This window comes from Streptomyces sp. NPDC092952 (assembly GCF_044754785.1).
Classification (GTDB): Bacteria; Actinomycetota; Actinomycetes; order Streptomycetales; family Streptomycetaceae; genus Streptomyces.
The window spans coordinates 153,195-178,399 of record NZ_JBIVPT010000008.1; the positions used below are offsets into that span (position 1 = coordinate 153,195).

Genomic DNA, 25,205 nt, shown 5'->3' on the forward strand with positions numbered 1-25,205 from the left:
CGGGATACGTTTCCCGCTGTCGGTCCCTCTGCCGCTGCCGTACGGTTTCCGCAGATGAGAGAGACACCCCGCCCGCAGGGGACTTCGGGCGATGCCGGTTCGGGCCCTTCCCGGCGCCGTTCCGGCCGTGCCTTCGGGCACACCGCTGGAGCCTCCGGCTCCGGAACTCCTCACCGATCGGATGGCCGCTCGCCCCAGACCCCCCGGGGCGTGCGGCAAACCGGTCCGACCGGCCGCCCCGGAACCACCCCCCCGGTTCCCGGGCGGCCGGCTTTCTCGCGTTCCCCGGCGCTGTGGGCGCTGGTCCCGCTCGTCCTGTTCGCTCTGGTCACCCGGCAGGTCGCGGCCGACGGCCCGCTGCGCCGGCTCGACGAGCGGGTCGGCCGCGCCGTCGTGGGGCACGGCCCGGCCGGGCTCACCGAACTCCTCGCCGATCTCGGCAACACGCAGGTGGCGCTCCCGGTGCTGGGCTGCGCGATCGTCCTCGCCCTGGTGCGCGGCGCACGCCGCCGGGCGCTGTACGCGGCGCTCGCGATGGCCGCCGTGCCCCTGCTCGTCGTACCGCTGAAGGCGTGGACCGCCCGCCCGGGGCCGCTGACGGAGGCCACCGGCCACTACCCGTCCGGTCACGCGGCGACGGCCCTGGTGGCGTACGGGGCGGCGGCGCTGCTGGCGGCGCGCCCGGGGCGGTGGTGGTCGTGGATGATGCCCGTCGCCGCTGCCTTGCTGGCCACGGCGACGGGCATCGGTCTGGTGCTGCGCGGCTACCACTGGCCGCTGGACGTGCTGGGCAGCTGGCTCCTGTTCGGGGCGGTACTGCTGCCGCTGCGTCCCGGTGGGGTACGGAGTCGTCAGCGCCCGAAGTAGGCGTCGAAGTTCTTCGAGAACTCCCCGTTGTTGAACCGGTCCCAGTTGATCGACCAGGTCATCAGTCCGCGCAGGGCGGGCCAGGTGCCGTGGGTGGCGTAGGAACCGCAGTCGGTCTTCTTGGTGAGGCAGTTGAGCGCCTTGGTGACCTCGGCGGGCGAGGTGTGGCCGTTGCCCGCCTGGGTGGAGGCCGGCAGCCCGATGGCGACCTGCTCGGGGCGGAGCGGCGGGAAGACCTTGGTCTGGTCGCCCGCCACCGGGAAGCCGGTGAGCAGCATGTCGGTCATGGCGATGTGGAAGTCGGCACCGCCCATCGAGTGGTACTGGTTGTCCAGGCCCATGATGGAGCCGGAGTTGTAGTCCTGGACGTGCAGCAGGGTGAGGTCGTCGCGCAGCGCGTGGATGACGGGGAGGTAGGCGCCGGCCCGCGGGTCCTGGCCGCCCCAGGGGCCCGAGCCGTAGTACTGGTAGCCGAGCTGGACGAAGAAGGTCTCCGGGGCCATCGTCAGGACGAACTTGTCGCCGTACTTGGCCTTGAGGGTCTTCACCGCGGAGATCAGGTTGACGACGACCGGGGTGGTCGGGTTCCGGAAGTCGGTGTCCCCGGTGTTCAGCGAGAGGGAGTGGCCCTCGAAGTCGATGTCGAGGCCGTCCAGCCCGTACTCGTCGATGATCCTGCTGACCGAGGAGACGAAGGTGTCCCGGGCGGCGGTGGTGGTGAGCTGCACCTGGCCGTTCTGGCCGCCGATGGAGATGAGCACCTTCTTGCCCTTGGCCTGCTTGGCCTTGATGGCGGCCTTGAAGTCGGCCTCCGACTCGACGTTCGGGCACTCGGCGACCGGGCAGAGGGAGAAGCGGATGTCGCCGGAGGTGACCGAGGTCGGTTCGCCGAAGGCGAGGTCGATCACGTCCCAGGAGTCGGGCACGTCGGCCATCCGGGTGTAGCCGGAGCCGTTGGCGAAGCTGGAGTGCAGATAGCCGACGAGCGCGTGGGCGGGCAGCTTGCCGTCGCCCCCGCCGCCTCCGCCCGCCGTGGTGGTGGCCTGGACGGCGGCCGACTTCGCGGACTCGCCCGCCGCGTTGACCGCGGCGACCTGGAAGCTGTACGCGGTCGAGGCGGTGAGGCCGGTCACGGTGGCGGAGGTGCCGGTGGCGGAGAGGACCTTCGTGCCGCCCCGGTAGACGTTGTAGCCGGTGGCGCCCGGGGAGCCGGTCCAGGAGAGGTCGACGGTGGAGGCGGTGGCGGTCCCCGCCTTCAGCCCGGTGGGGACGGCCGGGAGCTCGACCGGGGCGCCGCCGGGGCCGGTCAGGGAGAGGTCGTCGGCGTAGTAGGCGGGGGTGCCGAACCAGCCGTGGGTGTAGACGGTGACCTGCTTGGTGGCCGGTCCGGTCTTGAACGTGGTGGTGAGCTGCTTCCAGTCGGACGAGGACGAGGTCCAGGTGGAGACGTCGGTGGTGCCGGTGGACTCCGCCCCGAGGTAGACGTACGAGCCCTGCACCCAGGCGCTCAGCGTGTACGTGGAGTCGGGCTGGACGTTCACCGTCTGGGAGCACTTGGCGTTGTCGGCGCCGGCCGGGGTGGCCTTCAGCGCCGAAGTTCCGCCGTGTGCGGGGGTGCTGACGACGGCTCCGCTGCCCGCGGTGCAGCTCCAGCCGTCCAGTCCCGCCTCGAAGCCGCCGTTGCGGGCCAGTTCGGCGTCGGCCGCGGCGGCGGACGGGGCGAGGGCGGTCAGCCCGCCGGCGGCGAGCAGCGCGGCCGAGAAGGCGGCCACGACACCGGTCAGGCGGGCGGGGGGTCCCGTACGTTCCACAACGGCCTCCGTGCATGGGGAATCGAGTGCGGCGGCCACAACATGGTCCAGACCAATCAGGTTGTCAAGACCTCTGACAGCACAGGGCCTTCCGGCCGGTCGGCCCCGTGCGCCTCCCCAGCGGCCTCCAACGGCCCTCAGCGGCCGTCGCGTCCGGCCGGTCCGGCCGCCGCCTCGTGCATCGCGAGCTCCAGCAGCGCCGCGTCGGTGAGGGTTCCCGAGCCGTCCGGCGGGATCAGCCAGCGCACCCCGCCCCGGGCGGGACGGCCCGGGTGGGGTACGACGATCCAGGTGCCCCGCCCCGCGCCCCGCACCCCGGTGCCGACCCAGCGGCCGGCGGTGCCCGGCGCGACGAAGAAGCCCATCCGGGTGTCGCCGAACCCGGCGAGCACCGGGCCGGGCCGGTCGATCAGCCGGGTCAGGACGTCGAGGGTGGGGTGGCCCAGCCGCCCCGGGAGGATCAGCACGTCCCAGCGTTTCCCGGCGGGCAGGAGGGCGACTCCCCGGGGGTCGCGCTCCCAGACCCACCGGCAGGCGTCCGGGTCCGGCGCCACCGATACGAGCCACTCGACTGCCGCTTTGACCCCCGTGCCGGTCATGGCCTGTCTCCTTTTCCGTGTTCCCGTGCCCGCCGGCCTTGGTTACCGGCGCGTACACACGAGTGAGAGAGCGGAGTCGCCGGGCTATGACGCGGCTTCGGGAAAGAAATTCAGAAAAAGCGGCCCGGCCGCCTGCGGGCGGCCGGGCCAGGGGCCCCGAGGGTCCTTTTTCGGACACCCCGGAGGGTTATTCAGAAGGTGATTCCGGGGTCAGCCGGTGATTCCCGGGGTCAGCTGTCGAAGCCGAGTCCCAGCCGGTCCATCGTCTTCAGCCAGAGGTTGCGACGGCCCTGGTTGTTGTCGGCCCTGGCCAGGGACTTCCTGGTCAGCTCGATCCCGGCCCAGGCGAACGGCTCGGGCGGGAACGGCATGGGCTTGGTGCGGACCATTTCCAGCGTGGTCCGCTCGTTCTGCTCGCCCGCCAGCAGGTCGAGCATCACCTCGGCCCCGAATCGCGTGGAACCGACGCCCAGGCCGGTGAATCCGGCGGCATAGGAGACCTGCCCCTGATGGGCGGTTCCGAAGAACGCGGAAAAACGCGAACAGGTGTCGATCGCCCCGCCCCAGGCGTGGCTGAAACGGACTCCGGCAAGCTGCGGGAAGCAGTCGAAGAACTGCGCCGCGAGCTTGAGGAAGGTCTCCGGCCGCTGGTCGAGTTCGGCACTCACCCGGCCGCCGTACGGGTAGATCGCGTCGTACCCGCCCCACAGGATCCGGTTGTCGGCCGACAGCCGGAAGTAGTGGAACTGGTTGGCGCTGTCGCCCAGGCCCTGCCGGTTCTTCCAGCCGATGGAGGCGAGCTGGTCGGCGGTGAGCGGCTCGGTCATCAGCGCGTAGTCGTAGACCGGCACGGTGAACGGGCGGACCCGCTTGACCAGCGACGGGAAGACGTTCGTGCCGAGCGCGACCCGGCGGGCGAAGATCCGCCCGTACGGGGTGCGGACGGCCATCCCCCGCGAGGAACGGGCGAGTTCGAGGCCCCGGGTGTGCTCGTAGATCCGTACGCCCAGGTCGAGGCAGGCCTGCTTCAGGCCCCAGGCCAGCTTGGCGGGGTGGAGCATGGCCACGCCCCGCCGGTCCCAGAGGCCGCCCAGGAAGGTCGGCGAGTCGACCTCGGCGCGCAGCGCGTCGCCGTCGAGGAAGTCGGTCCCGGTGAAACCGAGCTTCGTCATCTCCTCGTGCCACTCGTGGAGCTCTTCGAGCTGGTAGGGCTCGGTGGCGACGTCGATCTCACCGGTGCGCTCGAACTCGCAGTCGATGCCGTAGCGGGCGACGGCGTCCTCGATGGCGTCGAGGTTGCGCTCGCCGAGCTCCTCCAGCTTGTGGATCTCGTCCGGCCAGCGCTCCACACCGTTGGGCAGGCCGTGGGTGAGGGAGGCGGCGCAGAAGCCGCCGTTGCGGCCCGAGGCGGCCCAGCCCACCTCGTGCCCCTCGATCAGGACGACGTCCCGCTCCGGCTCGCGCTCCTTGGCGATCAGCGCGGTCCACAGACCGCTGTAGCCGCCGCCCACGACCAGCAGGTCGCAGTGCTCGTCCCCGGTGAGCGCGGGCAGCGCCTCGGGCTTGCCGGGGTCGTCCAGCCAGAACGACACGGGCTTCGCGTCGGAGAGCGATTGTGCGGCGATACGCATGGCAGCTGGGGCCATGGTTTCCAACTCCTTCAGAGCTTTCTAGCGTGTGCTGTTCTTGCGCCGGTTGGCGATGAGCTGACCGACGACAACCACCAGCACCGCGATGATGAACATCGCCGTACCGATGACGTTGATCTGCACGGGCGTGCCGCGCTGTGCCGAACCCCAGACGAACATGGGGAAGGTCACGGTGGAGCCCGCGTTGAAATTGGTGATGATGAAATCGTCGAAGGAGAGCGCGAAGGCCAGCAGCGCTCCCGCCGCGATTCCGGGGGCGGCGATCGGCAGGGTCACCCGCAGGAAGGTCTGCACGGGGCCGGCGTACAGGTCGCGGGCGGCCTCCTCCAGCCTCGGGTCCATCGACATCACGCGTGCCTTCACCGCCGTCACGACGAAGCTGAGGCAGAACATGATGTGCGCGATGAGGATCGTCCAGAAGCCCAGCTGCGCGCCCATGTTGAGGAAGAGCGTGAGCAGCGAGGCGGCCATGACGACCTCGGGCATCGCCATCGGCAGGAAGATCAGCGAGTTGATCGCGCCGCGCGCCCGGAAGCGGTAGCGGACCAGCGCGAACGAGATCATCGTGCCGAGCACGGTCGCGCCGATGGTGGCCCAGAGCGCGATCTGGAGGGAGAGCGAGAGCGAGCCGCACATGTCGGCGACGCCGCAGGGGTCCTTCCAGGCGTCCAGCGAGAACCGCTGCCAGGCGTAGTTGAAGCGCCCGTTCGGCTTGTTGAACGAGAACACCATGACGACGACGTTCGGAAGGATCATGTACGCGAGGGTCAGCAGACCCGCGAGGACGATCAGGTTCCGGCGAATCCAGCGCAGTACGGGCATCAGACCAGGTCCTCCGTCCCGGAGCGGCGGATGTAGACGGTGACCATGATCAGGACGGCCGCCATGAGGATGAAGGAGAGCGCGGCCGCCGTCGGGTAGTCCAGGACCCGCAGGAACTGGGTCTGGATGACGCTGCCGACCATCTTCGTGTCGGTGGATCCCAGCAGTTCCGCGTTGACGTAGTCACCGCTGGCCGGGATGAAGGTGAGCAGGGTTCCGGAGACGACGCCCGGCATGGAGAGCGGGAAGGTCACCTTGCGGAAGGTGGTGGCGGGGGTGGCGTACAGGTCGCCGGCCGCCTCGTGCAGCCTGCCGTCGATCCGCTCCAGCGAGGTGTAGAGCGGCAGGATCATGAACGGCAGGAAGTTGTACGTGAGGCCGCAGACCACCGCCATCGGGGTGGCCAGCACGCGGTTGGACTCGGTCCAGCCGAGCCAGCTGGTCACGTCCAGGACGTGCAGCGTGTTCAGTACGTCCACGACCGCGCCGCCGTCCGCGAGGATCGTCTTCCAGGCGAGCGTGCGGATCAGGAAGCTGGTGAAGAACGGCGCGATGACCAGGACCAGCAGGACGTTGCGCCAGCGGCCCGCCTTGAACGCGATGAGGTAGGCGAGCGGGTAGCCGAGCAGCAGGCACAGCAGGGTGGCGGTGCCGGCGTACATCAGGGAGCGCAGGAACTGCGGGTAGTACTCGGTGAGCGCGTCCCAGTAGGTCTGGAAGTGCCAGGTGACCTCGAAGCCCTTCTCCAGGGATCCGGTCTGGACGGAGGTCGAGGCCTGGTAGACCAGCGGGAGCGCGAAGAAGACGACGAGCCACAGAATGCCCGGGAGCAGCAGCCAGTAGGGGACGAGCCGCTTGCGGGTGGAGGGCTTGCGTATCTCCGGTTCGGTGACGGGCGCCGGTGGCGCCTCCTGGGTGACGGTCACGCCGCGTCCTCCACCGTCTCCACACCGGCGTCGATGTCCTGGGCCGCGTCCAGTCCGAAGGTGTGCGCGGGGTTCCAGTGCAGCACGACCTCGGCGCCGGGCGCGAGCCGGGAGTCGCGCTCGATGTTCTGCTCGTAGACCTGGAGCGCCTTGCCGGCCGGGCTCTCCACCACGTACTGGGTGGACACCCCGATGAAGCTGGTGTCGACGATCCGGCCGGTGACCCGGTTGCGGCCGTCGGCGACGGTGTCGGCGTCCTCGGCGCGGATCAGCGAGATCTTCTCGGGGCGGATGCCGACGAGCAGCTTGCCGCCGTCCTTGACCGGGGCCGTACACCGCCCGGCGGGCAGCCGCAGCTTCCCACCGCCCGCGGCGACGACCAGATCGTCACCGGTGGAGACGATCTCGGCCTCGATGAGGTTGGAGGTGCCGAGGAAGTTGGCGACGAAGGTCGTCCGCGGGTTCTCGTACAGGTCGGCGGGGGCGCCGAGCTGCTCGACCCGGCCGCCGTTCATCACCGCGACCGTGTCGGCCATGGTCATGGCCTCCTCCTGGTCGTGGGTGACGTGGATGAAGGTGATGCCGACCTCGGTCTGGATGCGCTTGAGCTCCAGCTGCATCTGGCGGCGCAGCTTGAGGTCGAGGGCGCCGAGCGGTTCGTCGAGCAGCAGGACCTGGGGGTGGTTGATCAGGGCGCGGGCGACGGCGACGCGCTGCTGCTGGCCACCGGAGAGCTGGTGCGGCTTGCGCTTGGCGAAGTCGCCGAGCTGGACGAGGTCCAGCATGTCGTCGACCTGCTTCTTCACCGACTTGATGCCGCGCCGGCGCAGACCGAAGGCGACGTTCTCCGCGATGTCGAGGTGCGGGAAGAGCGCGTAGCTCTGGAAGACCGTATTCACCGGCCGTTTGTACGGCGGGAGGGCGGTGATGTCCCTGTCGCCGAGGAAGACCGTGCCGGTGGTGGCCTCCTCCAGGCCGGCGATCATCCGCAGGGTGGTGGTCTTGCCGCAGCCGGACGCGCCGAGCAGGGCGAAGAAGGAACCCTGCGGAACGGTCAGGTCGAGCGGTTGGACGGCGTTGAAGGAGCCGTAGGTCTTGCTGATCCCGGTGAGGCGGACGTCGCCGCCGGTCTGCTGCTGTGTCATGGAGCGCGGTCCCAGTGGTGTCAGAGGGGGATCTGGGGAAGATCGGGGGATCGGGAGATCGCGAGGATCAAGGGTGCGGAAGGAGATCCCGGGGATCGGTGTGCGGGGGTGAGGAGAGAGCGGGCCGGGTCGGGCCGTGCGGTCAGGCGCCGATGAGCTTGGCGAACTTCTCCTCGTACGCCGTCTCTTCCTTGGTGCTCAGGGAGCGGAAGGAGTGCGACCGGGAGGCCATCTCCCTGTCCGGGAGGATCAGGGTGTTGGCGGCCATCTTCTCGTCGATCCGGGCGAGCTCCTCGCGGACGCCGTCGACCGGGCAGACGAAGTTGATGAAGGCGGCGAGGCGGGCGGCGACCGGCGGCTCGTAGTAGTAGTCCATGAGCTTCTCGGCGTTGGTCTTGTGCCGTGCCTTGGCCGGGACCAGCATGTTGTCGCTGGAAGTGATGTATCCGGCGGCCGGGATGGCGTACTTGATGTCCGGGTTCCCGGCCTGGAGCTGGATGATGTCGCCGGCCCAGGCGACGCAGGCGGCGATGTCGCCCTTGTCGAGGTCGGCGGTGTAGTCGTTGCCGGTGAAGCGGCGTATCTGCTTCTTGTCGACGCCCTTCTGGAGCCGGTTGATCGCGGCGTCGTAGTCGGCGTCGGTGAAGGAGGCCGGGTCCTTGCCCAGGTCGAGCAGGGTCATGCCGATGGTGTCGCGCATCTCGGAGAGGAAGCTGACCCGCCCCTTGAGCGCGGGGTCGTCCAGGAGCTGGGTGACGGAGTCGACCTTGCGGCCGCCGGTCGCCCTGGAGTTGTAGGCGATGACGGTGGGGATGCCGGTCCAGGGGTACGAGTAGGCGCGGCCCGGATCCCAGTCCGGGGTACGGAACTGGGCCGAGAGGTTGGCGAAGGCGTGCGGCAGGTTCGAGGCGTCGAGCCGCTGGGCCCAGCCGAGCCGGATGATGCGGGCGGCCAGCCAGTCGGTGACGATGATCAGGTCGCGGCCGGTGTCCTGGCCCGCCGCCATCTGCGGCTTGATCTTGCCGAAGAACTCGACGTTGTCGTTGATGTCCTCGGTGTACTTGACGCTGATCCCGGTGCGCTTGGTGAACGCCTCCAGGGTCGGCCGGCTCTTCTTGTCCTCGCCGATGTCCATGTACTCGGTCCAGTTGGAGAAGTTGACCTGCTTCTCCTCGGCCGAGTGGTCGTCGGAGGCCGCGGCGGCGTCGCCCTCCCGCTGGGCGGGCGGAATGCCGCAGGCGCTCAGTGTGCCCAGCCCGCCGATCGCCAGCGCCCCCATGCCGGAGGCGCGGAGGAGCGATCGGCGGGTCAGGGCGCCCCGGCCGCTGGTGAGACTGCGTCGCATCGCGGCGATCTGGGCCGCGGAGAGCCGCTCCGGCTCGTACTGCTCCATGCGCGTTTCCCTTTCGGGTGTGAAGGCCGGGGTCGGCCGGATTATCGGTCCCCGAAGATCGTGCGGTGCCAGTCCTTGCGAGCGACCGCGGTGTTGTCGTACATGACGTGCTTGACCTGCGTGTACTCCTCGAAGGAGTACGCCGACATGTCCTTGCCGAAGCCGCTGGCCTTGTATCCGCCGTGCGGCATCTCGCTGATGATCGGGATGTGGTCGTTGACCCAGACGCAGCCGGCCTTGATCTCGCGGGTGGCGCGGTTGGCGCGGTACAGGTCGCGGGTCCAGGCCGAGGCGGCGAGGCCGTACGGGGTGTCGTTGGCGAGCCGGAGGCCCTCGTCGTCGGTGTCGAAGGGCAGCACGACCAGGACCGGGCCGAAGATCTCGGACTGGACGATCTCGCTGTCCTGGGCGGCCCCGGCGACCAGCGTCGGCCGGTAGTAGGCGCCCGCCGCCAGCTCGCCGCCGGGGGCCTCGCCGCCGGTGACGACGGTGGCGTAGGCGCGGGCGCGCTCGACGAATCCGGCGACCCGGTCCCGCTGGGCGTGGCTGATCAGCGGGCCGAGATCGGTCGACGGGTCGGAGGGGGCGCCGAGCCGGACGGTCTCCATGAGCTCCGCGACGCCCTGCACGAAGGCGTCGTACAGCGGGCGCTGGACGTAGGCGCGGGTGGCGGCGGTGCAGTCCTGGCCGGTGTTGATGAGCGCGCCGGCGACGGCGCCGTGGACCGCGGCTTCGAGGTCGGCGTCGTCGAAGACCACGAAGGGGGCCTTGCCGCCGAGCTCCAGGTGGAGGCGCTTGACGGTGGCGGTGGCGATCTCCGCGACCCGCTTGCCGACGGCGGTGGAGCCGGTGAAGGAGGTCATGACCACGTCCGGGTGGCCGACCAGGTGCTCACCGGCCACCTTGCCCGCGCCGGTGACGATGTTGATCACGCCGTCGGGGATGCCCGCCTCGGTGGCCGCCTGGGCGAACATCAGCGAGGTCAGCGGGGTGATCTCGGCGGGCTTCAGCACGATGGTGTTGCCCGCGGCGACGGCCGGGAGGATCTTCCAGGCGGCCATCTGGAGGGGGTAGTTCCAGGGCGCGATCGAGCCGACGACACCGATCGCCTCGCGGCGCACGTAGGAGGTGTGGTCGCCGTCGTACTCACCGGCCGACTTGCCCTCCAGGTGGCGGGCGGCCCCGGCGAAGAAGGAGGTGTTGTCGATGGTGCCGGGCACGTCGAACTCGGTGGAGAGCTTGATCGGCTTGCCGCACTGGAGGGACTCCACCCGTGCGAAGTCCTCGGCCTGCTCGGCGAGGACGGCGGCGAAGCGGTGCATCGCCTCGGCCCGCTCGGCGGGCGTCGCGCCCGACCAGCCGGGGAACGCCTCCTTCGCGGCCGCCACGGCGGCGTCCACGTCGGCCGTACCGGCCAGCTCGTAGGTGTAGACGGTCTCGCCCGTCGCCGGGTCCACCACGTCGTGGTGGTGCCCCGAGGTTCCGGACCGCAGCTTTCCGCCGATGTACTGTGCGCCGTCCGCGAAGCGGTCCCGCACCTGGATGCCGTTGCCCATGACGTTCTCCTCCGCCGCGGACCCCTCATTCGGGGGCGGCGTAGCTTCTGCTCGATTTGAGTGCCGATCCTGACAGAGGGGAGTAACCCCAACAAGTGATTCCGTTGTTGCCTTTTGGTTACGCGACGGAATCTATTGACCATGTGTCGCGTCGGCGCGGAATTACCCGTACGGAGTGTCAGTGGCGGATGCCAGAATCGCATGCCATGGAACACATGGTCGATCTTCTCGCCCGGACCGCTCGTGGCGAGAAGGTGAAGTACCTGCACTTCTGGGGGCACCGCCCCCGGCCCGACGGGCGCGTCGGAGCGAGCTGTCTGAGCCAGTGGTGGCCCTCGCCCTTCACGGTCGGCACCGTGCGGTACGCCTCGTCCGAGCACTGGATGATGGCCGCCAAGGCCCGCCTGTTCGGCGACGCGGAATCGGAGGCGGCCGCGGTGGCGGCGAAAAGTCCGGCGGAGGCCAAGAAAGTGGGCCGGCTGGTGCGCGGTTTCGACGAGGCGATATGGGAGCGTGAGCGGTTCGCCCTGGTGACGGCCGGCAGTGTGCACAAGTTCCGGGCCCATCCGGAGCTGCGGGAGTTCCTGGTGAACACCGGGGAGCGGGTGCTGGTCGAGGCGAGCCCGATGGACCGGGTCTGGGGCATCGGGCTGGCGGCGGACGATCCGCGGGCGGCGCGCCCGGCGGCCTGGCGGGGGCTGAACCTGCTGGGCTTCGCGCTGATGGACGCGCGGGCGGAGCTGCGCGCGGCCGCCTGAGCGGGGCCGGACATGCCGACGGCCCGGCGGGACCGTGGTTCCGGTCCCCGCCGGGCCGTGGGCGGGCGGTGCGGTGCGGTGCCTAGCGGGCGTCGACGACCAGGGAGGTGGCGAACGGGTCGTCGTTGTACGTGCTGTCGTCTTCGTACTCGTCGATGTTCGCGGCGATGAACCAGACGAAGAAGCTGATGATCGCCACGCCGAGGGCGATGCCGACGGAGCCCAGGATGATCCCGGTGAGCGCCTGGCCGCTGTTGGTCGCCTCACCGCGCTGCGCCCGCTTGCGCCCCAGGATGCCGAAGATCAGGGCGAGCGTGCCCAGGATCAGGCTGGGAATTCCGTAGACGCAGAACAGGCAGACCGCCAGGATGCCCAGCACCATGGCCGCGGTGCCCAGGCCGTTGGAGGGCGGCGCGACGCCCCAGGCCGTCTGGCCGTAGCCGGGGTAGGAGGGGTAGCCGCCGTACGGCGCGGGCTGCGGGGCGGGATAGCCGTACGGTCCGGCGGACGGCGGCATCTGCTGGCCCGGCCCGTTCGGTCCGACCGGCGGCGGCGGTACGTCACCGGCTGCGGGCTGCGGGGCCGTCGGCGCCGGTGCGCCGAATTCCGGCGCCGGCGGTGTGTCGGCCGGTGCGGGGCTCTCCCCGTCCCCTGCCGCGGGCTGCTGGTGCGCGGCGGCCGGCTTCTCCAGCCGCACCTTGTCCTCCGGCAGCGGGGCTCTGTTCTCCGGCGGGGCCCACGGGTCGCCCGACGCGCCCCCGCCCTCGGGCCGCTCTGTGCTGTCTGACATGTGCCTCCCCCATCGTGTCCCGTCATGCTACGGCCCCGGATCCCGTGGACCGACGCGGCCTACGATGATCCCCGTCCCCTGCCCGGCCGACCGAGCCCGGCAGCCGAGCCGTCCACGCCCCGGAGCGCCCGATGTCCGATCTCCGTCCCTTCATCGCGGGACTGCCCAAGGCCGAGCTGCATGTCCACCATGTCGGGTCCGCCTCCCCCCGTATCGTCGCCGAACTGGCCGCCCGCCACGCCGACTCCAAGGTCCCCACGGACCCCGAGGCGCTCGCCGACTACTTCACGTTCACGGACTTCGCGCACTTCATCGAGGTGTACCTCTCCGTCGTGGACCTGATCCGCACGCCGGAGGACGTCCGGCTGCTGACCTTCGAGGTCGCCCGTGACATGGCGCGGCAGAACATCCGCTACGCGGAGCTGACGGTGACGCCGTACTCCTCGACCCGGCGCGGCATCCCCGAGCGGGCGTTCATGGAGGCGATAGAGGACGCCCGCACGGCCGCCGAGGCCGAGCTCGGGGTGGTGCTGCGCTGGTGCTTCGACATTCCGGGCGAGGCCGGGCACGAGGCCGCGGAGGAGACCGCCCGGCTCGCCGTGGACCTGCGGCCCGAGGGGCTGGTCTCGTTCGGGCTCGGCGGTCCGGAGATCGGCGTGGACCGGCCGCAGTTCAAGCCCTACTTCGACCGGGCGATCGCCGCGGGCCTGCACTCCGTGCCGCACGCCGGGGAGACCACCGGGCCGCAGACCGTCTGGGACGCCCTGACCCATCTGCGCGCCGAGCGCATCGGCCACGGCACCAGCTCCGTCCAGGACCCGAAGCTGCTGGCCCATCTCGCCGAGCACCGCATCCCGCTGGAGGTCTGCCCGACGTCGAACGTCGCGACCCGCGCGGTGCCGGACATCGAGCAGCACCCGGTGCGCGCGATGGTGGACGCGGGTGTGCTTGTCACGATCAACAGCGACGACCCGCCGATGTTCGGCACCGACCTCAACAACGAGTACGCGGTCGCGGCCCGGCTGCTCGCGCTGGACGAGCGCGGCCTCGCGGAGCTGGCGAAGAACGCGGTCGAGGCCTCCTACCTGGACCCGGCTGGCAAGCGGGCGCTGGCCGCCGAGATCGACACGTACACGGCGGACTGGCTGCGGCGGGGCTGAACGCCGAACGGGCCGGGGTGGTCGCGGGCGGGGCAGTCGGGGGCCGGGCGGTCACAATGACCTCATGGTCACCACTGTCACCGCCGTGGCCCACCGCGGCGATCCCTACCGGGTCCGGGAGAACACCCTCGCCTCGATCCGTTCCGCGCTCGGCCGGGGTGCGGACGCGGTCGAGATCGACGTACGGGTCACCCGCGACGGCGTGCCCGTCCTGCTGCACGACGCCACGCTGAAGCGGCTGTGGGGACACGGTGTCCGGCTCGACCGGCTGACCCGCCAGGAGCTCGCCGGACTGACCGGGGGCGGTGTGCCCACGCTGCGCGAGGCGCTGGACATCGCGGGGGCGCACCGGCTCATGATCGACCTGCCGGGCGCCACCGACGCCTCGGTACCGGCGGTCGTCGGCGCGGTCCGGGAGTCCGGGGCCGGTGAGCGGGTCTACTACTGCGCCGGCCCCGCCGCGATGCTCCGGGTACGGGCCGCCGATCCGCGGGCCGAGATCGCGCTGACCTGGGCGAGGGCAGCGCCACCGCGCGCCGTGCTGCTCGACACGGTGCGGCCGCGCTGGCTGAACTACCGGTTCGGGCTGGTGGACCGGGACCTGACGGACCGGGCGCACCGGGACGGGCTGCTGGTCTCCGTCTGGACGGCCGACACCCGGCGGACCATGCGCCGTCTGGTCCGGCACGGTGTCGACTCGGTCACCACCAACCGGGTCGACGTCCTGCGCGGAGTCCTCGGCGGCCCGGCGGGGGACGCGGCGATATGACCGAGGACGTTCCCCCGCGACCGCACACCGCCAGGGGCCCCGGTCCCCGCACCGTCGACCTGCTCGTCGTCCTGCTCGTGCAGGCGGTCATGACGATGCCGTTCGTGGTGCCGCGCGCCCCGGACCTGCCGCCCGCGACCTGGACGGCGTACGGGCTGACCACGCTGACGGTGGTGCCGCTGCTCCTGCGCCGGCGGGCGCCGGTCCTGGTGCTGCTCGCGGTGCTGGCGACCGGCGCGCTGTACAACTCGGTGCTGGACGGGCCGGGCCAGCCGCTCCCGTACACCGGGATCGTGGCCGTCTACACCGTGGCCGAGCTGTCCCCGCCGCCGAAGCGGATCGGGGTGATGGTGCTGACGGCGGTGGCGGTGCTGGTCTCGGTGGGGCTGGACGGCCAGGACCTGCGGGAGCTGCTCTTCTCGCTGTTCGTGTTCGCGGCGACCTACGTCTTCGGACGGCTGACGGTGGTGCGCAAGGCGTATCTGCGCGCGGTGGAGGACCGGGCCCGGCAGCTGGAGCTGACGCGCCGGATCGAGGCCGAGCGGGCCGTGACCCGCGAACGGGCCCGGATCGCCCGGGAGATGCACGACATCCTGTCCCATGCGGTGAGCCTGATGATCGTGCAGGCGGAGGCGGGTCCGGTGGCGGTGCGTACGGCGCCCGAGCGCGCCGAGGCGGCCTTCGAGGCGATCTCGGAGACGGGCCGGGACGCGATGGTCCAGCTGCGCCGGATGCTCGGTCTGCTGCGGGAGCCGGATGCCTCGCCGGACGCGCCGCGCGCGCCGCAGCCCGGGACGGCGGCGCTGCCCGGACTGGTGGAGCGGGTGCGCGACAGCGGCCTCGCCGTCTCGTACCAAGTGACGGGCGGTCTCCGGGAGCCCGGCCCGGCGGTCGGCGCCACCGTCTACCGGATCGTGCAGGAGGCCCTGACCAACGTGGTCAAGCACGCGGACGCGGACGCGGTCCACATCCTGCTGGACCACGGAACCGAGGCGCTGGTCCTCACCGTCACCGACGACGGACGGGGCCCCGGCGACGGCCCCGGAGCCGGGCTCGGGCTGGTCGGCGTCCGGGAGCGGGCCACCGCGCACGGCGGCACGGCCGCCACCGGCCCCGGCCCGGACGGGCGGGGGTTCCGGCTGCGGGTGACGATTCCGTGGACCGTCCCGAGAACAGGTACCGGCACCGGTGCCGGGAGCGAACGAGTGGGGGGAGAGGCACGGTGACGATCCGTGTGGTGGTGGCCGACGACCAGGAGCTGGTACGCAGCGGCTTCGCGATGATCCTGGACGCGCAGCCGGACATCGAGGTGGTGGCCGAGGCCGGCGACGGGGACGCGGCGGTGGCGGCGGTACGGCGGCTGGCGCCCGACGTGGCGCTGCTCGACATCCGGATGCCCGGCACGGACGGCATCGAGGCCTGCCGTGCCCTCAGCGCCGGGACCGACTGCCGGACGGTGATGCTGACCACCTTCGACTCCGACGACTACGTCTTCGAGGCGCTGCGCGCGGGCGCGAGCGGCTTCCTGCTCAAGGACGTCCGCCGGGACGACCTGGTGCACGCGGTACGGGTGGTGGCGGCCGGGGAGTCGCTGCTCGCGCCGTCGGTGGCGCGGCGGCTGATCGCCGAGTACACGGCGCGGCCGGCGGCCTCGGCGCCCTCGGCCCGGCTGGAGGCGCTGACCGGCCGGGAGCGCGAGACGCTGCTGCACCTGGCCCGTGGGCTGTCGAACGCGGAGATCGCGGCGGCGCTGGTGGTCAGCGAGCACACGGTGAAGACCCATGTCGGCAATGTGCTGTCGAAGCTGGGGCTGCGCGACCGTGTCCAGGCGGTGATCTGCGCGTACGAGTGCGGTCTGGTGACTCCCTCGGCGGGGTGAGTCCCCCGGGGGAGGGAGACGTGGCGCTCCCCTCCCCCGCGCGAGCGAGGGCATCTCCCTCCCATGACCCCCCGGCCGGGTGATCCGCCCGGAGGCCGCCTTCAACAGGATGGAATCCGACAGCAGTTGGGGTTCCACGCCCAGGAGGCACCGGAGATGAACGTACGCATGTCCCGCACCGCCGTCGCGGCAGCGCTGGTTCTCGGTATCGCGGCGGGCCCCGCCGCCCCGGCCCTGGCGGCGTCCGGCGCCCCGTCCGCCGCGGGAGGCGCCGCGCAGCGGGCGGTCACCGGGCAGGCCCCGGACGCCGGGGCGCTGCGGTCCGCGCTCGCCGGGCTGCCGAGGGACGACGCGACCGCCGCGCTGGTCCGCGTCTCGGGCACCGAGGGCTCCTGGCGGGGCAGCGCGGGTGTCCACGATCTGGCCTCCGGGCGGCCGGCGGACCCGGGCGGGCGCTTCCGGGCCGGATCGGTGACCAAGGTCTTCACCGCCGCGGTGGTGCTGCAGCTGGCCGGGGAGGGCCGGATCGGGCTGGACGCCCCGGTGCGGCGCTATCTGCCGGACCTGATCCCGGCGGCGTACGGGACGGTGACGGTGCGCCAGCTCCTGGACCACACGAGCGGCATCCCGTCCGTGGGGGACGGGGGCACCCTGGAGGACTGGTACGCGCACCGCTTCGACCGGCACGATCCGGTGCGGACCGTGCGGGAGGCCACCTCGCGCGAGCCGGACTTCGCGCCCGGCACCCAGCAGCACTACGACAACATCGGCTACACCGTGGCGGGGCTGCTGATCGAGCGGGTCACGGGCACGGCGTACGCCGCGCAGGTCTCCCGCCGCATTCTTGAGCCGCTCCGCCTGAGGGACACCTACTTCCCGGGGGCCGACCCGGCGATCCGGGGTCCGCACAACCACGGGTACCAGATCTTCGGCGCGGGCGATCTACGCGATGTGACGGTGTGGGGGGCGACGGAGGCGTGGGCGGCGGGCGATCTGATATCGACCACCGCGGACCTGGAGCGCTTCACCCGGGCGCTGTTCGGTGGCCGGGTGGTGCGCGGTCCGCTGCTCGAGGCGATGTTCACGCTGCCCGGTGACGCGGTCCGCGAGTACGGAACGGGCAAACCCGCCGCGTACAGCGCGGGTCTGTCGGTGATGCGGCTGGGCGGGCGTGACGTCTGGGGCAAGACGGGTGGCCGCTGGGGGTACAACACGGTGGTCGCGGCCACCCGCGACCTCTCCCGGACGCTCGTCTACAGCGTCAACTCCACGGACGCGAAGGGTGAGGAGATGAACCCGACGGCGCTGGGCATCGTGGTCGCCGCCTTCGGCGCCCCGTCGGCCGGCTGAACCCCGGGCCCGTCGGCCGACCGGGGCCCGGGGCCCGACGGGTCAGCCGGCCGGGGCGGCCGGTGCCGTCGGCGCGGCCGGACCGGGGAGCGGGGTCCGCTCCAGCGACTCCAGCCGCTTGATCATGCGGCGCACGACGAGCAGCGGGATCACTCCGAAGACGCCGAACGACATGTCGATGACGGACCACCAGAAGGGAATGGAGCGGATGGGGCCGCAGATCAGCGCGAGCGGGATGATCCCGGCGCAGGCGATCATGCCGAACTCGATGACCCAGATGTTGCGGACCGGGTCGCGGTAGGGCCCGTAGAAGGCGACCGCGATGACGAGATGCGCGAAGGCCAGCCAGTCGGTGCCGTACAGCACGAAGGGGTACTTCGCGTCGGCCTCGTCGAGCCCGGTGCGGACCTTGGTGATCCACTCCATCAGTGCCGGGAAGTGCTCCGGGACGGGAGAGGCCGAGGACCTCAACAGGTCCTCGGCCCAATGGAGTTCGTGCACGAGCGGAAAGGCGGTCACCCCGCTCAGTACGAGACAGACGACAAAGACGGCCAACCACACGCGTATGCGCCTCAGCAAGGCTCTTCGCTCGCTCATGTCCCGCAGCGTACGCCCGTGTTCAGGGCCCTCCGGGGCCGCCCCCTGCCCGGCCCGGGACGCTCCTTGGGGGCGCGTCTCCCGGCCCGGCCCCGCCGCTCAGAGACCGACGATGCCGTTCCACTTCTTCGCGAACTCGGTGCGCTCCTCGGAGGTGACGTCGCGGGCGATGGCGAGCCGCTTGCGCATGTCGTCGTCGGGGAAGATCAGCGGGTCCTCGGCGAGCTCGGCGGTCTCCTTGTCCTTGGCGGAGGCGAGCACCTCGCGGGCGGCGGGCACCGGGCAGACGTAGTTGACCCAGGTCGCCAGCTCGGCGGCGACCTCCGGCTCGTAGTAGTAGTCGATGATCTGCTCCGCGTTGCGCTTGTGGCGGGCGAGGTTGGGAATCATCATCGACTCCGCCCAGAGTTCGCCGCCCTCCTCGGGCACCACGAACTCGATCTCCGGGTTGTCGGCCTGGAGCTGGATGACGTCGCCGGAGTAGGCCTGGCAGGCCAGGACGTCGCCGGTGGACAGGTCCTTGATGTAGTCGTTGCCGGTGAAGCGGCGGATGTGCCGCTTCTTCACCAGCTTCTCGATCTGTTCGCACACCAGGAAGAAGTCGTCCCGCTGCCAGCGGGTGACGTCGACGCCGTTGCCCTGCATCAGCAGGGCGATGGACTCGTCGAGCCCGGACATGAGCGTCACCTTGCCGCGCAGGTCGTCCGCCCACAGGTCGCTCAGGTGCTTGATCTCGCGGCCGAGCTTCTTGCGGTTGTACGCGATGCCGGTGATCCCGGACTGCCAGGGGACGCTGTACAGGCGGCCCTTGTCGAAGGCGGGCGACCGCAGCTGCGGGTCGAGGTACTTGGCGACGTTCGGCTGCTTCGCCCGGTCCATCTCCTGCACCCAGCCCAGCCGGACGAACCGGGCGGACATCCAGTCGCTGATCACGATGAGGTCGCGGCCGGTCTGCTGGTGGTTCATCAGCGCCGGGCTGATCTTCCCGAAGAACTCGTCGTTGTCGTTGATCTCCTCCGTGTACGTGACGGAGATCCCGGTCCGCTTGGAGAAGGCGTCGAGAGTGGGCCGCTTCGACGTGTTCTCGTCGTCGGTGTCGATGTAGAGCGGCCAGTTCGCGAAGTGCAGGCTGTGGTCGCTCGCCGAGGTGTCGCGCCCGGCGCGGTCACCGGGCGCCACGTAAGCGGCGGGCACACCGCACCCGGCCAGCGCGGTACCGGCCGCCGTGGCTCCGAGGGCGCGCAGCAGGGAGCGGCGGGACATGGGGTTCTTCGGGATTGCTCGCACCAGCGAAGGATGCCGGTCGGGCCGCCGGACGGGCAATGGACCAACCGTCCAGCGGCGGCGGCACCGGCCGCACACCCTGTCGATCCGTCCGGTCCGCCGCCGGTGCCCGGGAACGGTCACGGCCCCGGGCGTGCGCCCGGGGCCGTGACCCGCCGGCCGGCTGTTCGCCGGCCGTGTCCGCTCGTCAGCCGTCGAGGGAGGTCATGACGTGCTTGATGCGGGTGTAGTCCTCGAAGCCGTAGGCGGAGAGGTCCTTGCCGTAGCCGGACTTCTTGAAGCCGCCGTGCGGCATCTCGGCGACGAGCGGGATGTGGGTGTTGATCCACACACAGCCGAAGTCGAGGTTCTTGGACATGCGCATGGCGCGGGCGTGGTCCTTGGTCCACACCGAGGAGGCCAGGGCGTACTCGACGCCGTTGGCGTACTCCAGGGCCTGGGCCTCGTCCGTGAACTTCTGGACGGTGATGACCGGGCCGAAGACCTCGTTCTGGATGATCTCGTCGTCCTGCTTGAGGCCGGAGACGACCGTCGCGGCGTAGAAGTAGCCCTTCTCGCCGACGCGGTGGCCGCCCGCCTCGACCTTGGCGTGCGCGGGCAGACGCTCGATGAAGCCGCTGACCTGCTTCAGCTGGTTGGCGTTGTTGAGCGGCCCGTACGCCACGTCCGCGTCGTCCGGCAGACCGGTCCTGGTGTCGGCGGCGGCCTTGGCGAGCTCGGCGACGAACTCGTCGTGGATGGACTCGTGGACCAGGACGCGGGTCGCGGCGGTGCAGTCCTGGCCGGCGTTGAAGTAGCCCGCGCCGGCGATGCCCTCGACGGCCGTGGCGATGTCGGCGTCCTCGAAGACGACGACCGGGGCCTTGCCGCCGAGCTCCAGGTGGACGCGCTTGACGTCCTTGGCGGCGGACTCGGCGACCTGCATGCCGGCCCGTACCGAGCCGGTGATGGAGGCCATCGCCGGGGTCCGGTGCTCGACCATCGCGCGGCCGGTGTCCCGGTCGCCGCAGATGACGTTGAAGACGCCCTTGGGCAGGATCTGGCCGATGATCTCGGCGATCAGCACCGTCGACGCCGGGGTGGTGTCGGACGGCTTGATGACGACGGTGTTGCCCGCGGCGAGCGCCGGGGCGAACTTCCAGACGGCCATCATCATCGGGTAGTTCCACGGCGCGACCTGCGCGCAGACGCCGACCGGCTCGCGGCGGACGATGGAGGTCAGGCCCTCCATGTACTCACCGGCCGAGCGGCCCTCCAGGAGCCGGGCGGCGCCCGCGAAGAAACGGATCTGGTCCACCATCGGGGGGACCTCTTCGACCCGGGTGAGCTCGATCGGCTTGCCGGTGTTCTCCGACTCGGCGGCGATCAGGTCCTCGGCGCGCTCCTCGAAGGCGTCCGCGATCTTCAGCAGGGCCTTCTGGCGCTCGGCGGGCGTGGCGTCGCGCCAGGCGGGGAACGCGGCCGCGGCGGCTTCCATCGCGGCGTCGACATCGGCCTGGCCGGAGAGCGGCGAGGTCGCGTAGACCTCTTCCGTCACCGGGTTGACCACGTCGATGGTCCGCCCGTCAGCGGCGTCCCGGAACTCTCCGTTGATGTAGTTGCGCAGACGGCGCACCTCGGTGGTCACAACCACCCCTCCTGTCACACGTCAATGGGTGAGATCCCCAGCGTAGTGGTTCGGGTGTCGCTTTCGACATGCCCACCCGCCGTGAACTTCGGATTCAGTGAGATCGAGACCCTCAAACAACGGATTTCATCGATCTGGGGTTGCCAGACTGACGAGTCCCGTGCACAGTGGATGCGTGGCCAGTCGCAGCGCAGACTCCAGGACCGGGAACGGATCGTCACCAGCGGTCGATGCCGTCTCTCTCGCCATCATCGAGCAGCTCCAGGAGGACGGGCGCCGCCCGTACGCCGCCATAGGCAAGGCCGTCGGCCTTTCCGAGGCGGCCGTGCGGCAGCGCGTCCAGAAGCTGCTGGATCAGGGCGTGATGCAGATCGTCGCCGTCACCGATCCCCTCACCGTGGGGTTCCGGCGCCAGGCGATGGTCGGCATCAATGTCGAGGGCGACCTCGACCCCGTCGCCGAGGCACTCTCGGCCATGGCCGAGTGCGAGTACGTGGTGATGACCGCGGGCTCCTTCGACCTGATGGTGGAGATCGTCTGCGAGGACGACGACCACCTGCTGGACACGATCAACAAACGCATCCGGGCCCTCCCCGGTGTGCGCTCCACCGAGAGCTTTGTTTACCTGAAGCTCAAGAAGCAGACCTATATGTGGGGAACCCGATAGCCGTGAGCAAGGACCTCAGCCGAACCGCGTACGACCACCTGTGGATGCACTTCACCCGCATGTCGGACTACGAGACCGCGCCCGTTCCCACCATCGTCCGTGGTGAGGGCACCTACATCTACGACGACCAGGGCAAGCGCTACCTGGACGGCCTGTCCGGCCTGTTCGTGGTCAACGCCGGTCACGGCCGTCACGAGCTCGCCGAGACGGCGTACAAGCAGGGCCAGGAGCTGGCCTTCTTCCCGGTGTGGTCCTACGCCCACCCGAAGGCCGTCGAGCTGGCCGAGCGCCTGGCCGACTACGCGCCGGGCGACCTCAACAAGGTCTTCTTCACCACCGGTGGCGGCGAGGCCGTGGAGACCGCCTGGAAGCTGGCCAAGCAGTACTTCAAGCTGCAGGGCAAGCCGACCAAGTACAAGGTCATCTCCCGCGCGGTCGCCTACCACGGCACCCCGCAGGGCGCCCTGTCCATCACCGGCCTGCCGGCCCTGAAGGCCCCCTTCGAGCCGCTGGTCCCCGGTGCCCACAAGGTGCCGAACACCAACATCTACCGCGCCCCGATCCACGGCGACGACCCCGAGGCCTTCGGCCGCTGGGCCGCCGACCAGATCGAGCAGGAGATCCTCTTCGAGGGCCCGGAGACCGTCGCCGCGGTCTTCCTGGAGCCGGTGCAGAACGCCGGTGGCTGCTTCCCGCCGCCGCCCGGGTACTTCCAGCGGGTCCGCGAGATCTGCGACAAGTACGACGTGCTGCTCGTCTCCGACGAGGTCATCTGCGCCTTCGGCCGCCTCGGCACGATGTTCGCCTGTGACAAGTTCGGCTACGTGCCGGACATGATCACCTGCGCCAAGGGCATGACCTCGGGCTACTCCCCCATCGGCGCCTGCATCGTCTCGGACCGCGTCGCCGCGCCGTTCTACGAGGGTGGCAACACCTTCCTGCACGGCTACACCTTCGGTGGCCACCCGGTCTCCGCGGCGGTCGGCCTCGCCAACCTCGACATCTTCGAGCGCGAGGGCCTCAACCAGCACGTGCTGGACAACGAGAACGCCTTCTTCACGACGCTGCAGAAGCTCCTCGACCTGCCGATCGTCGGCGACGTCCGCGGCAACGGCTTCTTCTACGGCATCGAGCTGGTGAAGGACAAGGCCACCAAGGAGACCTTCACCGACGAGGAGACCGAGCGCGTCCTGTACGGCTTCCTCTCCAAGGCGCTGTACGAGAACGGCCTGTACTGCCGGGCCGACGACCGTGGCGACCCGGTCGTCCAGCTCGCGCCGCCGCTGATCTCCGACCAGTCGACGTTCGACGAGATCGAGGGCATTCTGCGCAACGTCCTCACGGAGGCGTGGACCAAGCTGTAACCACCTCCGCGACGGCCGGCCGACCACGGATCGCCGGCCGTCGCCCCCGCACGGTCCGTACGGCCCGGATGCGCCCAATCGAGTGGGAGGGACGCATCCGGGCCGTGTGCTGTGCGCTCACCGCGGTTCGAATCCTTACGGTGCCGGTGACCGATCGGCCTTGTTTTCGTTCCCCCGTACGAGGGACGGGAATTTCGATCTGAACCGAGGTGTACGCCATGGTGGCCCCGCCGGACAACGATGTGATCTGGGCGCGTTCCCTGCACCACTCCCACAACGGATCGCCCGCCCTCGGCGGCGTCTCCGTGGGGGTCCGCGACGGCGAGATCCTTGCCGTGACCGGCCCCCGGGGCTGCGGAAAGACCACCCTGCTGCACTGTCTGTCCGGTCAGCTGGTGCCCGAACAGGGCGAGGTGTGGTTCAACAGCGTGCCCGTCCACACCATGGGCCCCCGGCTGCGCGAGCGGCTGCGCCGCGACCGCTTCGGCTGGATCGCCCCCGAGCCGCAGCTGGTGCCCGAGCTGAACACCTGGGAGAACACCGCCCTCCCGCTGCTGCTGCGCGGCACCCCGCGCCGCGAGGCCAAGAAGTCCGCCCTGGAGTGGCTGGAGCGGCTCGACATCGGCGGCTGCGCCCGGCAGCGGCCGCACACCCTGCTCCAGAACCAGCGCCAGCGGATCGCCGTGGCCCGCGCCCTGGCCGGTGCCCCCACCGTGATCTTCGCCGACGAGCCCACCGCGACCCTGCACCGCGACGACCGCACCCACGTCCTGCGCACCCTCACCAGCGCGGCCCGCTCGCACGGCATCACGATCGTGCTCGCCACCCACGACGCGGAGATCGCCGCCCTCGCCGACCGCGCGATCCCGCTGCTCGACGGCCGCCGGGTCGCCACCGTCGCCCTGCCCGGCAGCTCCGACACCGAAGGCCGGCCGGCGTGCTCGCTCTCCGTCTAGCCCGGGGCTCCCACCCGCTGGTCCTGTTGCGGCGGCTGCTGGTCGCCGCCGCCTCCGCCGGGGTCGGCTTCCTGCTGCTGTGCGCGCTCGGCCAAGCCGCCGCGCACCCGGGGCACGCCGACGCGGCGGTGCCGCGCCTGCTGTGGTGCCTGGTGCCGCTCGCCGCCACCGTGCAGTTCGCGATCGCGGTGGCCCGTACGGACCCGAGCACCCGGCCCCGCTCCGGGCTCTCCGCCGTGGGCCTCGGGCCGGTCCGGCTCGCCGTGCTCGGCGCGGTCTCCACCGCCGTCTCCTGCACCCTCGGCTCCGCCGTGGCGCTGCTCCTCTTCCTGCATCTGCGCGGCGACCTGTCCGGGCTGCCGTTCGACGGCGCGGCGGCAGGGCTGCTCGACGCCGGTGCCCCGCTGCCGCTCGCCGCAGCGCTGGTGCTGCTGGCCCTGGTCCCGGTGAGCGCGGCCGGGCTGAGCGCCTACGCGCTGCGCGCCGAACGGCTGCCCGCACCGGTCTCCCGCAAGGTCCCCGACCCGGACGTCCTGACCGAACCGGAACCGCCCGGCCCGGCGGCGCCCCCGGCGGGACTGCCGTGGGGCGTGGCGCTGGCCTCGGCCGGTCTCGCCATCGAGGCGTACATGGCGCGCAGCGGCGGGCGCGGCCTGCTCCCGCTGCCCGGCCGCCTGGAAGCCACCCCGGCCGGGGTGCTGGCGGGCTGGACGCTGGCGGCCGTCGGGCTGGCCGTGGCGGGACCGGGCCTGGCCCATCTGTGCGGACGGCTGCTCCAGGCGGTGCGCCCCGGCGCCGTACGCCTGCTGGCGGGCCGGGTACTGATGGACGAGGCGCGCCGGATCGGGCGTCCGCTCGGCGTGGTGTGCGCGGTGCTCGCCGCCACGGTCGCCGGATACGCGCTGTACGGGGCCGGCACCCGTCCGCCCGGTCCGCTGGCGGCGCTGGGCGGGGTGCTGGTGCTCGGCTGCACGACGGCGACCCTGCTGACCTCGGCGCTGGAGGCCCGGCAGGACCGGGCGCGGACGGCGCGGGCGCTGCTGCGGCTCGGGGCCCCCGCCTCGGCCCTGCGCGCCGCGACCGCGCTGCGCGCCACCGCCCTGCTGCTGGTCTTCGCCCCGCTGACCTGGCTCGTCGCCGAGCTGGCCGCACTGCCGCTGGCAGCCTGAACACCGGGCCGCGGACCGTTCCTTCCGGGCCGGCCACGGCTCGCGGGCCCGGCAGGATCCGGAAGGG

At 71.2% G+C, this 25,205-nt stretch carries 22 protein-coding genes and 1 pseudogene; 11 read left to right on the top strand and 12 right to left on the bottom strand.

What is annotated here, in order from left to right; all coding sequences use genetic code 11:
• Positions 1 to 210: 210 nt before the first annotated feature.
• Entirely contained in the window at positions 211 to 867 is a 657-nt protein-coding gene (locus tag ACIQGQ_RS21040; protein WP_402398078.1) for a phosphatase PAP2 family protein, read from the top strand.
• Here the strand turns inward: ACIQGQ_RS21040 and ACIQGQ_RS21045 are convergent.
• From ACIQGQ_RS21045 to ACIQGQ_RS21080, 8 genes are all read right to left on the bottom strand, one after another.
• Positions 852 to 2,678, bottom strand: a complete 1,827-nt coding sequence (locus tag ACIQGQ_RS21045; RefSeq protein ID WP_402398080.1) for a chitinase — start codon at positions 2,676 to 2,678, stop codon at positions 852 to 854. The two genes, ACIQGQ_RS21040 and ACIQGQ_RS21045, sit on opposite strands and share 16 nt — an antisense overlap.
• Positions 2,679 to 2,815: 137 nt before the next feature.
• Positions 2,816 to 3,277, bottom strand: a complete 462-nt coding sequence (locus tag ACIQGQ_RS21050; protein WP_402398082.1) for a hypothetical protein — start codon at positions 3,275 to 3,277, stop codon at positions 2,816 to 2,818.
• A gap of 230 nt (positions 3,278 to 3,507) precedes the next feature.
• Positions 3,508 to 4,923 carry an NAD(P)/FAD-dependent oxidoreductase gene (locus ACIQGQ_RS21055; protein WP_385212062.1) on the bottom strand — a complete coding sequence of 472 codons (1,416 nt, stop codon included), beginning with the start codon at positions 4,921 to 4,923 and terminating at the stop codon, positions 3,508 to 3,510.
• Between the two features lie 24 nt (positions 4,924 to 4,947).
• A complete protein-coding gene (locus tag ACIQGQ_RS21060; protein ID WP_402398085.1) occupies positions 4,948 to 5,748 on the bottom strand; it encodes an ABC transporter permease in 801 nt (266 codons plus the stop codon).
• On the bottom strand, positions 5,748 to 6,674 hold the full coding sequence (locus ACIQGQ_RS21065; protein WP_402398087.1) for an ABC transporter permease: 927 nt from the start codon (positions 6,672 to 6,674) through the stop codon (positions 5,748 to 5,750). Before ACIQGQ_RS21065 ends, ACIQGQ_RS21060 begins: the two co-directional genes overlap by 1 nt.
• The gene (locus ACIQGQ_RS21070) at positions 6,671 to 7,819 is read right to left on the bottom strand and encodes an ABC transporter ATP-binding protein (protein WP_402398089.1); all 1,149 of its coding nucleotides are present in this window, start codon (positions 7,817 to 7,819) and stop codon (positions 6,671 to 6,673) included. Before ACIQGQ_RS21070 ends, ACIQGQ_RS21065 begins: the two co-directional genes overlap by 4 nt.
• Before the next feature lie 142 nt (positions 7,820 to 7,961).
• A complete protein-coding gene (locus ACIQGQ_RS21075; protein ID WP_402398091.1) occupies positions 7,962 to 9,212 on the bottom strand; it encodes a PotD/PotF family extracellular solute-binding protein in 1,251 nt (416 codons plus the stop codon).
• A 41-nt stretch (positions 9,213 to 9,253) separates the two neighbouring features.
• Positions 9,254 to 10,768, bottom strand: coding sequence for a gamma-aminobutyraldehyde dehydrogenase (locus tag ACIQGQ_RS21080; RefSeq protein ID WP_402398093.1), 1,515 nt, complete (start codon positions 10,766 to 10,768; stop codon positions 9,254 to 9,256).
• Positions 10,769 to 10,983: 215 nt separating this feature from the next.
• Here ACIQGQ_RS21080 and ACIQGQ_RS21085 point away from each other — a divergent pair, with 215 nt between their 5' ends.
• The gene (locus ACIQGQ_RS21085; protein ID WP_402398304.1) at positions 10,984 to 11,526 is read left to right on the top strand and encodes an NADAR family protein; all 543 of its coding nucleotides are present in this window, start codon (positions 10,984 to 10,986) and stop codon (positions 11,524 to 11,526) included.
• Positions 11,527 to 11,608: 82 nt separating this feature from the next.
• Here ACIQGQ_RS21085 and ACIQGQ_RS21090 read toward each other — a convergent pair whose 3' ends face one another.
• Positions 11,609 to 12,316, bottom strand: a complete 708-nt coding sequence (locus ACIQGQ_RS21090) for a DUF4190 domain-containing protein (RefSeq protein ID WP_402398095.1) — start codon at positions 12,314 to 12,316, stop codon at positions 11,609 to 11,611.
• Positions 12,317 to 12,447: 131 nt separating this feature from the next.
• On the opposite strand from ACIQGQ_RS21090, the gene ACIQGQ_RS21095 reads away from it, so the two are divergent.
• From ACIQGQ_RS21095 to ACIQGQ_RS21115, 5 genes and pseudogenes are all read left to right on the top strand, one after another.
• Positions 12,448 to 13,476: an adenosine deaminase gene (locus tag ACIQGQ_RS21095; protein ID WP_402398097.1), complete on the top strand. Its 1,029-nt coding sequence runs from the start codon at positions 12,448 to 12,450 to the stop codon at positions 13,474 to 13,476.
• A 64-nt stretch (positions 13,477 to 13,540) separates the two neighbouring features.
• A complete protein-coding gene (locus tag ACIQGQ_RS21100) occupies positions 13,541 to 14,245 on the top strand; it encodes a glycerophosphodiester phosphodiesterase (RefSeq protein WP_402398099.1) in 705 nt (234 codons plus the stop codon).
• A complete protein-coding gene (locus ACIQGQ_RS21105; protein WP_402398101.1) occupies positions 14,242 to 15,471 on the top strand; it encodes a sensor histidine kinase in 1,230 nt (409 codons plus the stop codon). The genes ACIQGQ_RS21100 and ACIQGQ_RS21105 overlap by 4 nt, the downstream gene beginning before the upstream one ends.
• Positions 15,468 to 16,207: pseudogene (locus ACIQGQ_RS21110) on the top strand (response regulator). The gene ACIQGQ_RS21105 and the pseudogene ACIQGQ_RS21110 overlap by 4 nt, the downstream one beginning before the upstream one ends.
• Before the next feature lie 73 nt (positions 16,208 to 16,280).
• Positions 16,281 to 17,474: a serine hydrolase domain-containing protein gene (locus tag ACIQGQ_RS21115; RefSeq protein WP_402398103.1), complete on the top strand. Its 1,194-nt coding sequence runs from the start codon at positions 16,281 to 16,283 to the stop codon at positions 17,472 to 17,474.
• A 42-nt stretch (positions 17,475 to 17,516) separates the two neighbouring features.
• Here the strand turns inward: ACIQGQ_RS21115 and ACIQGQ_RS21120 are convergent, their stop codons facing one another.
• The 3 genes from ACIQGQ_RS21120 to ACIQGQ_RS21130 all read right to left on the bottom strand — a co-directional run bounded on the left by ACIQGQ_RS21120 (position 17,517) and on the right by ACIQGQ_RS21130 (position 20,982).
• Positions 17,517 to 18,071, bottom strand: a complete 555-nt coding sequence (locus ACIQGQ_RS21120; protein WP_402398105.1) for a hypothetical protein — start codon at positions 18,069 to 18,071, stop codon at positions 17,517 to 17,519.
• Between the two features lie 99 nt (positions 18,072 to 18,170).
• On the bottom strand, positions 18,171 to 19,334 hold the full coding sequence (locus ACIQGQ_RS21125; RefSeq protein WP_402398305.1) for a spermidine/putrescine ABC transporter substrate-binding protein: 1,164 nt from the start codon (positions 19,332 to 19,334) through the stop codon (positions 18,171 to 18,173).
• Between the two features lie 208 nt (positions 19,335 to 19,542).
• Positions 19,543 to 20,982, bottom strand: coding sequence for a gamma-aminobutyraldehyde dehydrogenase (locus tag ACIQGQ_RS21130; protein ID WP_402398107.1), 1,440 nt, complete (start codon positions 20,980 to 20,982; stop codon positions 19,543 to 19,545).
• A 160-nt stretch (positions 20,983 to 21,142) separates the two neighbouring features.
• Here ACIQGQ_RS21130 and ACIQGQ_RS21135 point away from each other — a divergent pair, with 160 nt between their 5' ends.
• From ACIQGQ_RS21135 to ACIQGQ_RS21150, 4 genes are all read left to right on the top strand, one after another.
• On the top strand, positions 21,143 to 21,649 hold the full coding sequence (locus tag ACIQGQ_RS21135) for an Lrp/AsnC family transcriptional regulator (protein ID WP_352276365.1): 507 nt from the start codon (positions 21,143 to 21,145) through the stop codon (positions 21,647 to 21,649).
• Positions 21,634 to 23,013: an aspartate aminotransferase family protein gene (locus tag ACIQGQ_RS21140; RefSeq protein WP_352276364.1), complete on the top strand. Its 1,380-nt coding sequence runs from the start codon at positions 21,634 to 21,636 to the stop codon at positions 23,011 to 23,013. The genes ACIQGQ_RS21135 and ACIQGQ_RS21140 overlap by 16 nt, the downstream gene beginning before the upstream one ends.
• 218 nt (positions 23,014 to 23,231) lie before the next feature.
• On the top strand, positions 23,232 to 23,969 hold the full coding sequence (locus ACIQGQ_RS21145) for an ABC transporter ATP-binding protein (RefSeq protein WP_402398110.1): 738 nt from the start codon (positions 23,232 to 23,234) through the stop codon (positions 23,967 to 23,969).
• The gene (locus ACIQGQ_RS21150) at positions 23,951 to 25,138 is read left to right on the top strand and encodes a hypothetical protein (RefSeq protein ID WP_402398112.1); all 1,188 of its coding nucleotides are present in this window, start codon (positions 23,951 to 23,953) and stop codon (positions 25,136 to 25,138) included. The genes ACIQGQ_RS21145 and ACIQGQ_RS21150 overlap by 19 nt, the downstream gene beginning before the upstream one ends.
• Positions 25,139 to 25,205 lie beyond the last annotated feature (67 nt).

Bases quoted from the DNA above. Each gene is read 5' to 3' on its own strand.
- ACIQGQ_RS21050 (WP_402398082.1), bottom strand. From the start codon at position 3,277: ATGACCGGCACGGGGGTCAAAGCGGCAGTCGAGTGGCTCGTATCGGTG.
- ACIQGQ_RS21055 (WP_385212062.1), bottom strand. From the start codon at position 4,923: ATGGCCCCAGCTGCCATGCGTATCGCCGCACAATCGCTCTCCGACGCG.
- ACIQGQ_RS21060 (WP_402398085.1), bottom strand. From the start codon at position 5,748: ATGCCCGTACTGCGCTGGATTCGCCGGAACCTGATCGTCCTCGCGGGT.
- ACIQGQ_RS21070 (WP_402398089.1), bottom strand. From the start codon at position 7,819: ATGACACAGCAGCAGACCGGCGGCGACGTCCGCCTCACCGGGATCAGC.
- ACIQGQ_RS21075 (WP_402398091.1), bottom strand. From the start codon at position 9,212: ATGGAGCAGTACGAGCCGGAGCGGCTCTCCGCGGCCCAGATCGCCGCG.
- ACIQGQ_RS21080 (WP_402398093.1), bottom strand. From the start codon at position 10,768: ATGGGCAACGGCATCCAGGTGCGGGACCGCTTCGCGGACGGCGCACAG.
- ACIQGQ_RS21085 (WP_402398304.1), top strand. From the start codon at position 10,984: ATGGTCGATCTTCTCGCCCGGACCGCTCGTGGCGAGAAGGTGAAGTAC.
- ACIQGQ_RS21090 (WP_402398095.1), bottom strand. From the start codon at position 12,316: ATGTCAGACAGCACAGAGCGGCCCGAGGGCGGGGGCGCGTCGGGCGAC.
- ACIQGQ_RS21095 (WP_402398097.1), top strand. From the start codon at position 12,448: ATGTCCGATCTCCGTCCCTTCATCGCGGGACTGCCCAAGGCCGAGCTG.
- ACIQGQ_RS21100 (WP_402398099.1), top strand. From the start codon at position 13,541: ATGGTCACCACTGTCACCGCCGTGGCCCACCGCGGCGATCCCTACCGG.
- ACIQGQ_RS21105 (WP_402398101.1), top strand. From the start codon at position 14,242: ATGACCGAGGACGTTCCCCCGCGACCGCACACCGCCAGGGGCCCCGGT.
- ACIQGQ_RS21115 (WP_402398103.1), top strand. From the start codon at position 16,281: ATGAACGTACGCATGTCCCGCACCGCCGTCGCGGCAGCGCTGGTTCTC.
- ACIQGQ_RS21120 (WP_402398105.1), bottom strand. From the start codon at position 18,071: ATGAGCGAGCGAAGAGCCTTGCTGAGGCGCATACGCGTGTGGTTGGCC.
- ACIQGQ_RS21125 (WP_402398305.1), bottom strand. From the start codon at position 19,334: ATGTCCCGCCGCTCCCTGCTGCGCGCCCTCGGAGCCACGGCGGCCGGT.
- ACIQGQ_RS21145 (WP_402398110.1), top strand. From the start codon at position 23,232: ATGGTGGCCCCGCCGGACAACGATGTGATCTGGGCGCGTTCCCTGCAC.